Origin of the sequence: Photobacterium malacitanum (genome assembly GCF_900185615.1) — a bacterium.
In the GTDB taxonomy this organism is placed as follows: Bacteria; Pseudomonadota; Gammaproteobacteria; order Enterobacterales; family Vibrionaceae; genus Photobacterium; species Photobacterium malacitanum.
Window position 1 is genome coordinate 163,798 of sequence record NZ_FYAK01000005.1, and the last position, 13,759, is coordinate 177,556.

The following is a 13,759-nucleotide window of genomic DNA, read 5'->3' on the forward strand; positions in this document are numbered from 1 at the left end:
CCCTTCGAGTGGTTGGCACTCCTGGCTTTCGCCATACAGGTACGGTGGGTCGCAAGATTATAGAGAAGGGTGTGGAAAAAATCACCTTTTTTCCCAAAAAAAATGGTTTTTTTTCATATTAACCGTCTGAAATTGATAATTAGGCCAATAAATCACAATCAAAACTGTGTTAATCGGCTCAAATTGCACGACTGACTCCCGTCGTCATTCATCAATTAAATGAGGTTTCGCTAAATATTGTTCACTTTGCATTTCAATTAAACGCGAACAACAACGTTTAAATTCAAACAATAATTGCCCTTTAGTATAAAGTTCAGTTAATGGTGCTGCAGCCGAAATAATGAGCGTCACATTACGCTCATAAAACTCATCAACCATAGCGATAAAACGCCGCGCGGCATCTTGCTCTGTTATTAGCGGTACATCGGCAAGCAATACCGTATGGTACAACTGTGCAATTTCAATATAGTCATTTTGACTGCGCGCTGTTTGGCATAGCTGCTGAAAGCTAAACTGTACCACCCCGATTGCTTCACGTTGTGCAATCACCGAGCGCTGATTAATGATGATGCTTTTATTATGCTGGCGTGGCTCCGTTGTCAATTGCTCAAAATAATGCGCTAAATTAGCATTCGCTTGTGGCCCTAATGGCGAGTAATAAATTTCAGCCTGAACCAATGTCCGTAGCCGATAATCAACCCCAGCATCAACATTGACCACTTGGCAGTATTGCTTAATAAGCTCAATCGCAGGTAAGAATCGTGCACGTTGCAAACCATTTCGATATAAACCATCAGGCTCGATATTGGATGTTGCCACCAGCGTAACGCCCCGTTTAAACAAAGCATCCAGTAATGTTGCTAAAATCATCGCATCAGTAATATCGCTAACAAAAAACTCATCAAAACAAATAATATCAGTGTGCTGTTTAAAATTATCCGCCACATGCTCTAATGGATTTTCAGTTCCATCAAGCTGTTGCAACTGCTGATGGACACGGTACATAAAACGATGAAAATGAATTCGCAGTTTTCGTTCAGTCGGTAAACACTCATAAAAGGTATCAACCAAGTAGGTTTTCCCTCGCCCAACACCGCCCCAAAAATACAATCCCGTGACTGGCACGATTTCTGCTTGAGTTGTTGTGGTTTTAAACAGTGATTTAGTCATTGACCATAACCGTTGCCATTCCGTCGTGGCTGGTGATGGAGCAGCAGGGGCAATTAATCGATGGTATAGATCATCTAAATGAGCAACCGCCTGCGCTTGAGCAGGATCGGCAAAAAAATCGACACGTTGTAGATCTGCATGGTATTTGTCGAGCGGCGTCAGCTGGTTCATTTGATGTTATCCCTTTACATCTTAATTGCTATAAAACTGCAGCATAAATAGTCACAATATATGATTGAATCAGTATCATGCGCAACCTGCTCAAGGTATAGTAATAGCGTTATTACTTATTAATAAACAGTACTCTGACTGAGAAAACACGTATTAACACCCCAATTACAAGGAATTATCATGGCTATGAGTTGGATTATTGCAGTTGCTATTTTTATTGCTGGGATTTTTGTTGGCTCCCTGGTAAGTCGCGTTACCAACAAAAACCAAAATCAACAAATATCACTAAAAAAAGATCTTGATAAATCAAAATATGAACTTGAGCAATATCGTCAAGAGTTGGTCGACCATTTTGCTCGTAGTGCAGAATTATTAGATAACGTATCTAAGGATTACAGTAAGTTATATGAGCATATGGCAAAAACGTCCGCCGAACTTATGCCAAACTTACCGACCCAAGATAATCCATTTGCACAACGTATCACCAACCTCGAAGCGGTTAAAAATGCTCAACCGATTGAAGATGAAGTCATGGATCACCAACCTCGAGATTATGCTAATGGTGCGACAGGGCTATTTAACGATAAGCCAGCAACGGTTCGAAGCGATGAAATTCCTGCAACAGAAACTGCTGCAAAAGTCAGTTAGCGCCTCATCTCAATACTAAGACTTCCCCCCACAAACCACCATCGTGGGGGAACTTAATTCCAGCGAATAAGTCATACTTTAACTTATTAAGTTGGAGTTACATCATGCGTAAAAAAAACCTTTTTGTTATTAGCGCATTAGCATTAACGATTAGCGCTCTAATGCCGCCAGTCACTGCCAATGCTGCGTTACCTGTTGCTGTTAATAATCAACCGATGCCTAGCCTAGCGCCAATGCTTGAGCAAGTAACACCAGCTGTGGTGAGTATCGCGATTGAAGGTAAGCAGGTGTCAAAGCAACAACTACCTGAAGCTTATCGATTTTTCTTTGGTCCTAATTTTCCTGCCGAACAAATTCAAGAACGCCCTTTTCGCGGCTTAGGTTCTGGAGTGATCATTGATGCCGATAAAGGCTACATTGTTACCAACCAGCATGTGATCAATAACGCCGATAAAATACTAGTACAACTCTATGACGGTCATGAAGTCACGGCTAAATTGATTGGCAGTGATAAAGCATCGGATATTGCCTTACTACAGATACAAACACCTCAAAAACTGACAGCGATTAAATTAGCCAATTCAGATAAATTACGAGTCGGTGATTTTGCGATCGCGATTGGTAATCCTTTTGGGCTCGGACAAACGGTGACCTCAGGCATAGTATCAGCATTAGGTCGAAGTGGATTGAATCTTGAAAATATTGAAGATTTCATTCAGACCGATGCGGCAATCAATAGTGGTAACTCTGGTGGCGCATTGATAAACCTTAACGGTGAGCTGATCGGCATTAATACCGCAATACTAGCCCCTAATAAAGGCAATGTTGGGATTGGATTTGCCATTCCATCAAATATGGTCAATAACCTTACCTCACAATTAATTAAATTTGGTCGTGTTCAACGAGGAACCCTTGGCATTCAAGGTCGTGAACTGACACCAGAACTTGCCAAAACCTTTGGTTATAGCACTAATAAAGGTGCGTTTGTAAACCAAGTTATGCCTAATTCAGCAGCACAAAAAGCAGGCTTAAAAGCGGGTGATATTATTACTCAAGTCAATGGCAATCCTATTCGCTCATTCAGTGAGTTACGTGCCAAAGTTGCCACGCTTGGCGCAGGAAAAACATTAACCTTACAAGTTATGCGCAATGGTAAGTTACAACAATTTACGGTGACTCTGGGTGCCAGTGAAAATAATATCGTTAAAGCTGATGATATTCACACTAACTTAACCGGTGCCCAACTCACTGATGTTACAGTTAATGGTAAGCCTCACGGCGTTGAAGTAAGTAACGTCTCTCAAGGTTCACTCGCGGCGCGATCAGGGCTGCGCAAAGGTGATATTATTATTGGGCTCAATCGCACTCCAATTAGTAACCTTAACCAATTGCGTAAACTGTTGCAGCACCCACCGCAAGTGATCGCCCTTGAAATTCAACGTGGCAATAATGTGTTATATATTATTATTCGTTAACCAGCATTATATTCGCGATCACGACACGAAGAATATTGCGTTAATTTAACCATTACAATCGTGCCAAAAGTTGGTCTCGCTCTAGAGGGGGTGCTATTCTGTTGGCACCTTTTTTATTTCTCATTTTATAAGGACAGTTAATGCTGGCATTTCTTGGTCGCTCTATTGCTCTTGGCCTGATTACTGCAATTATAGTGCTGATTGCCGTCCCTGATTTACGTCCAACGACGCCAGTGTCCTTATCATTACCCGATAACGGTTCAACCCCACTCTCTTTTAATTATGCCGTTCGCCGTGCTTCACCAGCCGTGGTTAATATTTATAATCGCCGCTATGACAACAGTAATAGCGAAGAACGTGAACTACGTACTCAAGGGTTAGGATCTGGCGTTATCATGAGTGATAAAGGCTATATCGTCACTAATTACCATGTGGTTGCCCATGCAGATCAAATCATTGTTGCTCTGCAAGATGGCCGTGTTCTTAATGCGCAATTGATCGGTTTAGATCAATTGACCGATCTGGCGGTATTAAAAATTAATGCCGATAATTTACCGGTCATTCCTGTTAACCCACAATATAAAGCCGCCGTTGGTGACGTGGTACTGGCAATCGGTAACCCTTACAATCTCGGTCAAACCACAACCTTTGGTATCATCTCAGCCACTGGCCGATCAGGTATGAGTTTCTATGGCCCGCAAGATTTTCTGCAAACGGATGCTGCGATTAATAAAGGTAATTCTGGCGGTGCATTAGTCAATACTCGCGGTGAATTAGTCGGTATTAATACCGCCTCTTTCCAACAGGCTACTAATATCGAAACCTATGGTATTTCATTCGCTATTCCGTATCAGCTAACAATTAAGATCATGCAAAAGTTAATTGCTGATGGTCGCGTGATTCGTGGTTGGATCGGTATTCAAGGGCGTGAAATCAACCCATTAATGGCACGGCTTTATGATGTAGCCAAGGTCAATGGCATTATCGTTGATGGTATGGATCCAACTGGTCCGGCGTCAAAAGCAGGATTTAAGAAAAATGATATTGTGATTGAAATTGCAGGTAAAGAAGTCACTAATGTTCAAAGTGTGCGTGACATCGTGACAGATATTCGCCCTGGTACACATATTCAAGTAAAAATATTACGTAACGGTAAACCGATGATGATTCCGGTCACTGTTGCTAATCGACCACCAATGGCGAACCCACCCAAATAGCCAAGCAGCAGCAATAAAAAAAACCTCGTACAATGTACGAGGTTTTTTGTTTTTAGCTAACCTAAAAGGTTTATGCAGAAATACGTTCGATATTCATGCCAAGCGCACTAAACTTTTGTTCAATGAACTCATAACCACGATCGATATGATAAATACGATCAACAATGGTTTCGCCTTTAGCAATGCTACCCGCAATCACAAGGCTTGCCGATGCACGTAAATCCGTTGCCATCACTTGCGCGCCACTTAAACCATCAGTATCACCACAAATAACAGTGTTACCTTCGATTTCAGCGTGAGCACCCATACGGATTAACTCTGGAATATGCATAAAACGGTTTTCAAAAATCGTTTCAGTAATAATGCCAGTACCTTTAGCCATTAAATTTAATAGCGAGAATTGCGCTTGCATATCGGTTGGAAAACCTGGGTGCGGCGCAGTACGAATATTCACGGCTTTAAGCTCACGATCAGTCATATCAAGGCTGATCCAATCAGCGCCAGTTTCAACCAGAGCACCAGCTTCTTCTAGCTTAGCTAATACTGCTTCAAGCAGTTCAGGCTTGGTATTACGACACACAATCTTGCCACCAGAAACCGCAGCAGCCACTAAAAATGTACCCGTTTCAATACGATCAGCAACCACTTCATGGTGACCACCAGCAAGACGATCAACACCTTCGATCGTAATCGTGGCCGTACCTGCACCGGTAATTTTAGCACCAATGGCATTTAAAAATGCTGCTGTGTCTTCAATCTCTGGCTCACGAGCTGCATTTTCAATAACCGTTGTACCTTCAGCAAGAGTCGCTGCCGACATAATGGTTACTGTTGCGCCAACACTGACTTTATCCATTACGATATGGGCGCCTTGAAGACGGCCATCGACAGACGCTTTCACGTAGCCTTCATCAAGAGTGATCGTTGCGCCAAGCTGTTCAAGACCCACAATGTGTAAGTCGACTGGACGCGCACCAATTGCACAACCACCCGGTAATGACACTTGACCTTGACCAAAGCGAGCCACTAAAGGACCTAATGCCCAAATCGATGCGCGCATGGTTTTCACAAGATCATACGGCGCACAAAACTCGTTAACATCGCTAGCATCAATATCAACTGATGAACCATTACGCGACACTTTCACGCCTAAACGTGACAGTAATTCCATGGTGGTATCAATATCGCGTAACTGAGGCACATTAGCAATTTCTACTGGGCCTTCAGCAAGTAAAGCGGAAAATAGAATTGGCAATGCTGCATTTTTAGCGCCAGAAATAGCCACTTCACCGCTTAATGGGCCGCTGCCCTGAATACGAAACTTTTGCATCATTTAGCTCTCTATAACGACATTAATTTTTTATCACGCGCCCACTCTTCAGGCGTGTATGTTTTAATACTTAACGCGTGAATGTCGTTTGCAGCAATACGATCCATTAATGGACCATAAATTGTTTGTTGTTTCTTAACGCGGCTCATGCCGTCAAATAATGTACCCACAGCAATCACTTGGTAGTGGCTACCTTCGCCTGTAACGATGACTTCATCGACATCTAAAGCGGCTTCTAGAATTTGTTTAATCTCAGAGATTTCCACGAGCTATCCTCTCTACAACTTACTCCATGCAAGCTGTTAACATTGATTCGATATGGCTTAAGCGAAACAGCGTCTTAAGCTCTTGAGGGATATTATGTAACATCACGTTACTTCCCGTTTGCTTAAGTTGCTGGCACAAATGCAGCAACATTACCATGCCAGCCGAGTCTACTCGAGACAAGTCAGCAAGATCGAGTGTTAACTGCTTATTATGTGGCATCCATTGGTTTCTTTGGCGCCAAAAAGCAGGCACTGTGTCACGATCTAGCGCCCCTGACAAGCGGTATTGCCCATCAGCAATAACTTGCCAACTAATCTGATTAACAGCCATGATTAGTTGTTCTCAATCTGAATCGGTTTCGCTGCCAAATCACGTAAACTTTGTGTCACCGCATCAATACCTTTGGTGCGTAATTGACCACTCCATTCACTTTGCTTCGTTGAAAGCATACTGACACCTTCAGCTACCATGTCAAATCCCTGCCATTCTTTAGTTTTTTTATTCAAACGTAATTTGAAATCAAGACGAATAGGCGGACGTTGCGGATCAATAATATCCACTCGAACCGAAATAATACTGCGATCAGCAGGCACAGGTTTAGGTGATTCTAACTCGATTTTTTGATCAGTATATTGAGTAAGCACTTGTGCATAAGATGCCACTAAGTAATCAGTGAAAGCCGCAGTAAAGGCATCACGTTGCTCAGCAGTTGTATTACGTAAATTAGCCCCTAAGACTTTGTATGCGGCATAACGGGTATTAATATAAGGCAATAATTCTTGCTTAACGATCACTCGAAGTTCTTCAGGATTAGCTTGAATTTTTTTCTGTTCTGCTTTTAAAGTACCAAACAAATGTGCTGATACTTTATCCATCATTTGATAAGGATTAGTCTGATCAATGGTTGCAGCTTGTGCCAACATCGGAACAGCAAGCAAACACAGCATTAAGCCACGTATAAGTTTCATGGTGGTTCTCCTCATTATTTCTTATCACCGCCAAGGCTGTACAGCACTTGACCAATCATATCTTCTAATACTAATGCAGATTTAGTGTCTTCAATTAAATCTCCGTTATGTAGCATTTCAGTATCGCTATCAATAAATCCAGGACGAATACCTAAGTACTGCTCACCCAATAAGCCAGAGGTTAAAATCGATGCTGAACTGGTTTCAGGAAAATAACCAAACTTTTTATTGATAGCTAAGGTCACAATCGGTACATAAGTCTGTTTATCTAACGTAATCGACGTCACTTCACCGACGTTAACTCCGCCCACCTTGACTGGAGAACGTACTTTTAAGCCACCAATATTGTCAAAGTGCGCCTTTAGGGTATAAGTTTCTGTACTACCAAAACTTTGAACATTAGCGACTTTAAACGCCAATACTAATAAAGCACTGATGCCGGCCAGCATAAATACACCAACCCACAATTCTAATCGTCTATTTTGTTGCATTATCTTTATCCATCTAATTTTATGCCGTCGTTATAGATGCGGCTAAGTGAATGTTTAGCTACCAAACATTAGTGCAGTTAACACAAAATCAAGTCCTAATACCGCTAATGATGAATTAACCACGGTACGGGTTGTCGCACGACTGATCCCCTCAGAGGTTGGTACAGCATCATAGCCATTAAAGACAGCAATCCATGTTATTACGATAGCAAATACCACCGATTTGATAATGCTATTACCAATATCAGTACTGAAATCAACCGATGATTGCATCACCGACCAAAAACTGCCGTAATCGATCCCTTTCCAATCAACACCGACTAATTGTGCGCCCCAAAGTCCAATTAAAGAGAACATCAGCGCTAACAATGGCATTGAAATAACCCCAGCCCAAAAACGAGGGGCAATCACACGCCGCAGCGGATCAACCGCCATCATTTCCATACTTGATAATTGCTCGGTAGTTTTCATTAAGCCAATTTCAGCGGTTAATGCAGAGCCTGCACGTCCGGCAAATAATAGTGCCGTCACCACCGGCCCCAATTCACGCAATAACGATAATGCCACCATTTGACCAAGGCTGGTTTCAGCACCGTAACCGGCTAATACCAGATAACCTTGCAGGCTCAATACCATACCGATAAATAATCCCGACACTAAAATAATCGCCATTGATAACACGCCAACTGAATACAGTTGTCTGATCAATAATGGCAACATTTTTATCGGTTGTGGCTTACATACTAGTGCGCCGTATAACATCAAACTTGCACGGCCGCAGGCTTGACACTTTTCGATAGTCGCTCGTCCCAATTGGGAAATCGCATCAATTATCATTTTTTGCTCATATTCTCTGTTGTCATGCACCGCGACCCTAATGCCAATCAGTGCGCTACATTAATTAACCGAATAAATCATCACCTAACGGCTGCGCTGGGAATTGAAATGGTACCGGACCATCTGCATCGCCATCTAAAAATTGACGTACTTGAGGGTTGGTATCTGCGCGCAATTGATCTGGCGTACCACTACCAATAATCTTACCGCCAGAGAGGATATAGACATGATCTGCAATACTCATCACTTCAGGCACATCATGCGATACGATCACTGAGGTAATATTTAACGCCTGATTAAGATCACGAATTAATTTTACCAGCACGCCCATTGTGATTGGGTCTTGGCCAACAAAAGGTTCGTCATACATCATTAAATCAGGATCAAGCGCAATCGCACGTGCCAATGCAGCTCGCCGTGCCATACCACCCGATAACTCATTGGGCATCAATTGTGCAGCACCGCGTAAGCCAACCGCCTCTAATTTTAGTAGCACTAAAGTTCGCAATAAATCTTCAGGTAACTGAGTATGTTCTCGTAACGGAAATGCGACATTATCGAACACCGTCATATCAGTAAATAATGCTCCAGATTGAAATAACATACTCATGCGCTTACGAGCTTGATAAAGTTCGCTGCGACGCAAGGTCGGAATATTCCATTGATCAAACCACACTTCACCATTGTCGGGCGCTATCTGGCCACCGATTAAGCGCAATAAGGTCGTTTTACCGATACCTGACGGTCCCATGATCGCGGTGACTTTTCCACGTGGAATATCAAGGCTAATATCATCAAAAATAAACCGCTCACCACGCGTGAAGGTCATATTTTTAATCGAAACAAGTACATCATCATTGAGCATTATATTTAGGTTACCTCTCGCTAACTAGCTTGCATAAGCGATGAATATTGATGTTATTTGACACAATAGCGCTGTAAGCCACTTGATAATAAATAACTTAAAAATAATCAGTGTATATCATAAAAAAGAGCGCTGATAATAGGAGGAATTAGCAGCCAACTCAACCTAAGCGAGGTTTTATCGCACTTAAATAGCGAATTTTTATTAAAAATAATACATTTGCGACAAAAGCGACATTAACTGGACAAATTCAACCGAAAACCAATTAAACCGATGCTAACCACACACAATAAAACATCGTTTTAAAAGTATAAACAACCACGGCCTAATTTGCAGCCTTAATCCGCTTTAATTCAGTTGCTGTTAATCAAGCCCGTCGTCATAAAACCGTTTCAAGATGATAATTAGTATTGGCTTATGCTTCCCTTTTGCATGAGTTAACGTCAAAATTAGCAACTCAAATTGGAAATCTCTCATCAATTGATTGAAATTCACTATTTTAGCGAGTCATACTGAAAAGGAATTAACATGCTAGAAGCCATTGTGTTGCTCTGTGTCGGGTTAGCTTTACTGGTGTGGAGTGCCGATAGATTAGTATATGGCGCGGCCGCATTAGCGAAAAATTTTGGGGTCGCACCACTGGTTATCGGTATGACTATTCTTGCCATGGGCTCCTCAGCACCAGAAATGATGGTGTCGGCGACAGCAGCACTTGCTGATAAAACTGATACTGCCGTTGGTAATGTATTAGGGTCAAACATTGCTAATATTGCACTAATTCTTGGTATTACAGCCATCATCAAACCCTTAAGCATTAGTTCGACCATTATTCGCCGTGAATTGCCGATCATGCTTGGAGTGACGGTTATTGCTGGGGCTATTTTATGGGATAACTATTTAAGCCGTAATGAAGGGATTATTCTTGCGGTACTGTTTGGCATTTTCTTAATCGTGATGATGAAAATAAGCCGTAATAGCACCAGTGATCCTTTAATTGAAGAGCAACAAGCAGAGATTCCAACAGGCGTGAGTAACACCAAAGCGATTATTTGGGTTTTGATTGGCTTAGGGATTTTATTATACTCATCAGACATGGTGGTAGGCTCTGCGGTTACTATCGCTAAATACTTTGGAATGAGTGATTTAGTGATTGGTTTAACCATTATTGCCGTAGGTACCAGTCTACCTGAACTGGCAGCATCAGTAGCGAGCGTCTTTAAAGGCGAAGATGATATGGCTGTGGGTAATATCATTGGCTCTAATATTTTTAATATATTAGCGGTCATGGGTATTCCTGGATTACTCAATCCATCCGCATTAAGCCCATTAGCGATGGATCGTGACTTTTATGTTATGTTGGCAATTTCAATTCTATTACTGGTAATGGCTCTCGGTAAACGCCGCCAAATTAATCGAGTTGAAGGCGGTATCTTGGTCATTTGTTTTGTCGCTTATCAAGCTTTCTTATTTCTAAATGTTGCCGCATAACAGGAGCACTCACTGATGTCTGGTCAATTCGATTTTTGCAGCCATGGTAAAAAAGTACTTGATACTGAGTTACAAGCCCTTGAAAAAATTCGTCATTACATTGATAACAGCTTTACTCTTGCGTGTGAATTAATCCTCCATTGCCAAGGTAAAGTGATCGTTATGGGAATGGGAAAATCAGGTCATATTGGACGTAAAATAGCAGCAACATTGGCCAGTACAGGAACGCCAGCTTTCTTTGTTCACCCCGGTGAAGCTAGCCACGGCGACCTTGGTATGATCAAAAAAAGTGATGTTGTAATTGCGATTTCAAACTCAGGTGAAGCGACGGAAATTCTCGCATTACTGCCGGTCATTAAACGCCTTGGCATTGCGATGATCAGCATGACGGGTCAACCTGAGTCTAGCATGGCTAAAATGGCACAAGTGAACCTTCAAGTAACCGTCGATAAAGAAGCTTGTCCGTTAAATCTGGCGCCAACCTCAAGCACCACAGCCACCCTTGTCATGGGAGATGCGGTTGCGATTGCAGTGATGGAAGCTCGCGGATTTACTGCTGATGATTTTGCGCTGTCTCATCCAGGTGGTGCGTTAGGTCGCAAATTATTACTTCGCATTGCTGATGTAATGCACAGCGGTGAGTTACTGCCTATGATTGAAGAACATGCCAGTATTAAAGATGCGCTGTTAGAAATATCGCACAAAGGCCTAGGAATGACAGCAATTGTTGATCATAACCAACAATTACGTGGTATTTTTACTGATGGTGATTTACGACGCTTATTGGATAATCATATTGATATTCATAACACCAGTATTGGCGAAGTCATGTCAAGCAACCCACAAACAATTTCACCACAACTATTAGCCGCAGAAGGGCTAAAATTAATGGAAGATAACAAGATTAATGGCTTATTGGTGACCGAAAACAACCAATTAGTCGGGGCGCTCAATATGCACGATTTGCTTAAAGCCGGTGTCATGTAACGCTTTGTATACCCAACAATTATCGGTAACACCTAAAGACAATAAAGGCTTAAGTCTATGACTTTTAAAAAGCTATTCTATGTACTGTTAATGATTATCTGTGCATGGCTCGGCTACTATCTGCTTGAACAACATTGGCGACAAGATGTTCAAGTCAAACCTAATGACGAAAAACCAATGTTTATTGGTAATAAAGTCAGTAACACTAGCTTTGATTTAAAAGGCATTCGTCAATATCAAATTGATGCCGACCATCTTGAACATTTCAACGTCAGTGGCATCACAACGTTTACTAAACCCGTATTGTGGGTGTTTAAACAAGGTCAAAATGCAGAATGGCGAGTAAGCGCTAACACCGCCAAGCTAGAACAAGATAAAATCCTGCATTTACAAGGTAATGTACGTATTTTTAATTTATTGCCTGACTCTGATATTCAGGTTATCAAAACCGATAATCTACGCTTAAATTTAGTCAATAAAGATTTTGATACCAAAGATCATGTCATTATCAATGGCCCTGTTTTTCAAAATGAAGGCGATGGCATGAAAGGCAATATGAATCGCAATGTGGCTACTCTTCTAAAAAATGTAAAAGGTAGATATGAACCGACTAAAAATTAGTACTCTACTATGCTTGTTGTGTATCAGTGCACCAACATGGGCGATGAAAAGTGATACTAAACAACCCATTTATATTGATTCAGACAGTCAACAAGTTGATATGCCGAATAATATTGTCACTTTTATCGGTAATGTTAAGTTACGCCAAGGTACGATTGATATTCGCGCCAATAAAATCGTTGTCACGCGACCAAACGCAAAATCGCAGCAACAAACCATTATGGCATATGGAAAACCAGCCACATTCCATCAAATAATGGAAGACGGTAAACCACTAGACGGTGAAGCGCTTAAAATGCGCTATGAAACCTCGACTGAACGCCTAAAGATGACAGGTAAAGCTGAACTTAATCAAGATGGTAGCAATATTAAAGGTAATATTATTACTTACAATATTCGTGACCAACGTTTGGTAGCAGAAAGCGGTAACCAAGAGCGAGTGACCACCGTGATCTTACCAAGTCAATTAAACAATAATAAGAAATAAACACTATTTATGGCTATTCTAAAAGCTGAACACCTTGCAAAAAGTTACAACGGACGCAAAGTCGTTTCCGATGTCAGCCTTGAGGTAGAATCAGGGAAAATTGTTGGTTTACTTGGTCCAAATGGTGCTGGTAAAACCACGTCGTTTTATATGATCGTTGGCTTAGTCAGCCGTGATGAAGGTACGATCACCATTGATGATGAAGATATTAGTCTCCAGCCGATGCATAACCGTTCACGCATGGGTATTGGTTATCTACCCCAAGAGGCTTCAATTTTTCGTCGTTTAACCGTCTATGATAATTTAATGGCGGTATTAGAAACACGCAAAGAACTCACTAAAGAAGACCGCCAAGATAAAGCGGAAGAATTATTAGATGAGTTTAATATTCAACACATTCGCGATAGTTTAGGGCAAGCATTATCTGGTGGTGAGCGCCGTCGAGTTGAAATTGCACGCGCACTCGCAGCTAATCCTAAGTTTATTTTACTGGATGAACCGTTTGCCGGTGTTGACCCTATTTCAGTGATTGATATCAAGAAAATCATTAAACATTTGCGAGATCGTGGATTAGGGGTATTAATTACCGACCACAACGTTCGTGAAACACTGGATGTCTGTGAACATGCTTATATTGTAAGCCAAGGACACCTTATTGCTAACGGTACACCAGATCATGTTCTTAACCATGAACATGTAAAACGGGTTTATCTTGGTGATCAGTTCCGTCTCTAGCA

The 13,759-nt window shown here is 41.6% G+C and carries 16 protein-coding genes; 8 read left to right on the forward strand and 8 right to left on the reverse strand.

Translation table 11 applies throughout. The annotated features are described in order from the left end of the window. Positions 1-204: 204 nt before the first annotated feature. Entirely contained in the window at positions 205-1,332 is a 1,128-nt protein-coding gene (gene zapE, locus PMAL9190_RS13055) for a cell division protein ZapE (protein ID WP_087845623.1), read from the reverse strand. A gap of 195 nt (positions 1,333-1,527) precedes the next feature. Between zapE and zapG the strand changes: the two genes are divergently transcribed. The 3 genes from zapG to degS all read left to right on the forward strand — a co-directional run bounded on the left by zapG (position 1,528) and on the right by degS (position 4,681). After that, positions 1,528-1,989, forward strand: coding sequence for a Z-ring associated protein ZapG (gene zapG, locus PMAL9190_RS13060; RefSeq protein WP_087845624.1), 462 nt, complete (start codon positions 1,528-1,530; stop codon positions 1,987-1,989). 104 nt (positions 1,990-2,093) lie between these two features. Beyond that, on the forward strand, positions 2,094-3,464 hold the full coding sequence (locus PMAL9190_RS13065) for a Do family serine endopeptidase (protein ID WP_087845567.1): 1,371 nt from the start codon (positions 2,094-2,096) through the stop codon (positions 3,462-3,464). A gap of 140 nt (positions 3,465-3,604) precedes the next feature. After that, on the forward strand, positions 3,605-4,681 hold the full coding sequence (gene degS, locus PMAL9190_RS13070) for an outer membrane-stress sensor serine endopeptidase DegS (RefSeq protein WP_087845568.1): 1,077 nt from the start codon (positions 3,605-3,607) through the stop codon (positions 4,679-4,681). A gap of 70 nt (positions 4,682-4,751) precedes the next feature. On the opposite strand, the gene murA is transcribed toward degS, so the two are convergent. The 7 genes from murA to mlaF all read right to left on the reverse strand — a co-directional run bounded on the left by murA (position 4,752) and on the right by mlaF (position 9,439). Continuing rightward, positions 4,752-6,011, reverse strand: coding sequence for a UDP-N-acetylglucosamine 1-carboxyvinyltransferase (murA, locus tag PMAL9190_RS13075; protein WP_087845625.1), 1,260 nt, complete (start codon positions 6,009-6,011; stop codon positions 4,752-4,754). A gap of 11 nt (positions 6,012-6,022) precedes the next feature. Beyond that, positions 6,023-6,277 (reverse strand): BolA family iron metabolism protein IbaG, encoded by a 255-nt coding sequence (gene ibaG / locus PMAL9190_RS13080; protein ID WP_065167038.1) that lies wholly within the window; start codon positions 6,275-6,277, stop codon positions 6,023-6,025. Between the two features lie 19 nt (positions 6,278-6,296). Beyond that, the gene (locus tag PMAL9190_RS13085; protein ID WP_087845569.1) at positions 6,297-6,608 is read right to left on the reverse strand and encodes an STAS domain-containing protein; all 312 of its coding nucleotides are present in this window, start codon (positions 6,606-6,608) and stop codon (positions 6,297-6,299) included. Positions 6,609-6,610: 2 nt separating this feature from the next. After that, a complete protein-coding gene (mlaC, locus tag PMAL9190_RS13090; protein WP_087845570.1) occupies positions 6,611-7,246 on the reverse strand; it encodes a phospholipid-binding protein MlaC in 636 nt (211 codons plus the stop codon). A 14-nt stretch (positions 7,247-7,260) separates the two neighbouring features. Next, complete coding sequence (gene mlaD, locus PMAL9190_RS13095) at positions 7,261-7,737, reverse strand: outer membrane lipid asymmetry maintenance protein MlaD (protein ID WP_060998314.1); 477 nt, start codon at positions 7,735-7,737, stop codon at positions 7,261-7,263. A gap of 54 nt (positions 7,738-7,791) precedes the next feature. Beyond that, positions 7,792-8,574, reverse strand: a complete 783-nt coding sequence (gene mlaE, locus PMAL9190_RS13100) for a lipid asymmetry maintenance ABC transporter permease subunit MlaE (protein ID WP_087845571.1) — start codon at positions 8,572-8,574, stop codon at positions 7,792-7,794. 64 nt (positions 8,575-8,638) lie between these two features. After that, positions 8,639-9,439: a phospholipid ABC transporter ATP-binding protein MlaF gene (gene mlaF / locus PMAL9190_RS13105; RefSeq protein WP_087845572.1), complete on the reverse strand. Its 801-nt coding sequence runs from the start codon at positions 9,437-9,439 to the stop codon at positions 8,639-8,641. 528 nt (positions 9,440-9,967) lie between these two features. On the opposite strand from mlaF, the gene PMAL9190_RS13110 reads away from it, so the two are divergent. Genes PMAL9190_RS13110 through lptB form a run of 5 tightly spaced genes read left to right on the forward strand, consistent with a single transcriptional unit; the run spans position 9,968 to position 13,757 of the window. Continuing rightward, positions 9,968-10,927 (forward strand): calcium/sodium antiporter, encoded by a 960-nt coding sequence (locus PMAL9190_RS13110; RefSeq protein ID WP_087845573.1) that lies wholly within the window; start codon positions 9,968-9,970, stop codon positions 10,925-10,927. A 15-nt stretch (positions 10,928-10,942) separates the two neighbouring features. Next, a complete protein-coding gene (locus tag PMAL9190_RS13115; RefSeq protein WP_087845574.1) occupies positions 10,943-11,914 on the forward strand; it encodes a KpsF/GutQ family sugar-phosphate isomerase in 972 nt (323 codons plus the stop codon). A gap of 57 nt (positions 11,915-11,971) precedes the next feature. Further along, entirely contained in the window at positions 11,972-12,535 is a 564-nt protein-coding gene (lptC, locus tag PMAL9190_RS13120) for an LPS export ABC transporter periplasmic protein LptC (protein ID WP_087845575.1), read from the forward strand. Then, positions 12,516-13,022 carry a lipopolysaccharide transport periplasmic protein LptA gene (gene lptA / locus PMAL9190_RS13125; protein ID WP_087845576.1) on the forward strand — a complete coding sequence of 169 codons (507 nt, stop codon included), beginning with the start codon at positions 12,516-12,518 and terminating at the stop codon, positions 13,020-13,022. Before lptC ends, lptA begins: the two co-directional genes overlap by 20 nt. 9 nt (positions 13,023-13,031) lie before the next feature. Beyond that, positions 13,032-13,757, forward strand: a complete 726-nt coding sequence (gene lptB / locus PMAL9190_RS13130) for an LPS export ABC transporter ATP-binding protein (RefSeq protein ID WP_060998321.1) — start codon at positions 13,032-13,034, stop codon at positions 13,755-13,757. Positions 13,758-13,759 lie beyond the last annotated feature (2 nt).

Coding starts and splice junctions, on each gene's coding strand:
- mlaD (WP_060998314.1), bottom strand. CDS start 7,737: ATGCAACAAAATAGACGATTAGAATTGTGGGTTGGTGTATTTATGCTG.
- mlaF (WP_087845572.1), bottom strand. CDS start 9,439: ATGCTCAATGATGATGTACTTGTTTCGATTAAAAATATGACCTTCACG.
- PMAL9190_RS13110 (WP_087845573.1), top strand. CDS start 9,968: ATGCTAGAAGCCATTGTGTTGCTCTGTGTCGGGTTAGCTTTACTGGTG.
- mlaE (WP_087845571.1), bottom strand. CDS start 8,574: ATGATAATTGATGCGATTTCCCAATTGGGACGAGCGACTATCGAAAAG.
- zapG (WP_087845624.1), top strand. CDS start 1,528: ATGAGTTGGATTATTGCAGTTGCTATTTTTATTGCTGGGATTTTTGTT.
- PMAL9190_RS13065 (WP_087845567.1), top strand. CDS start 2,094: ATGCGTAAAAAAAACCTTTTTGTTATTAGCGCATTAGCATTAACGATT.
- degS (WP_087845568.1), top strand. CDS start 3,605: ATGCTGGCATTTCTTGGTCGCTCTATTGCTCTTGGCCTGATTACTGCA.
- PMAL9190_RS13085 (WP_087845569.1), bottom strand. CDS start 6,608: ATGGCTGTTAATCAGATTAGTTGGCAAGTTATTGCTGATGGGCAATAC.
- lptB (WP_060998321.1), top strand. CDS start 13,032: ATGGCTATTCTAAAAGCTGAACACCTTGCAAAAAGTTACAACGGACGC.
- PMAL9190_RS13115 (WP_087845574.1), top strand. CDS start 10,943: ATGTCTGGTCAATTCGATTTTTGCAGCCATGGTAAAAAAGTACTTGAT.
- lptA (WP_087845576.1), top strand. CDS start 12,516: ATGAACCGACTAAAAATTAGTACTCTACTATGCTTGTTGTGTATCAGT.
- mlaC (WP_087845570.1), bottom strand. CDS start 7,246: ATGAAACTTATACGTGGCTTAATGCTGTGTTTGCTTGCTGTTCCGATG.
- murA (WP_087845625.1), bottom strand. CDS start 6,011: ATGCAAAAGTTTCGTATTCAGGGCAGCGGCCCATTAAGCGGTGAAGTG.
- lptC (WP_087845575.1), top strand. CDS start 11,972: ATGACTTTTAAAAAGCTATTCTATGTACTGTTAATGATTATCTGTGCA.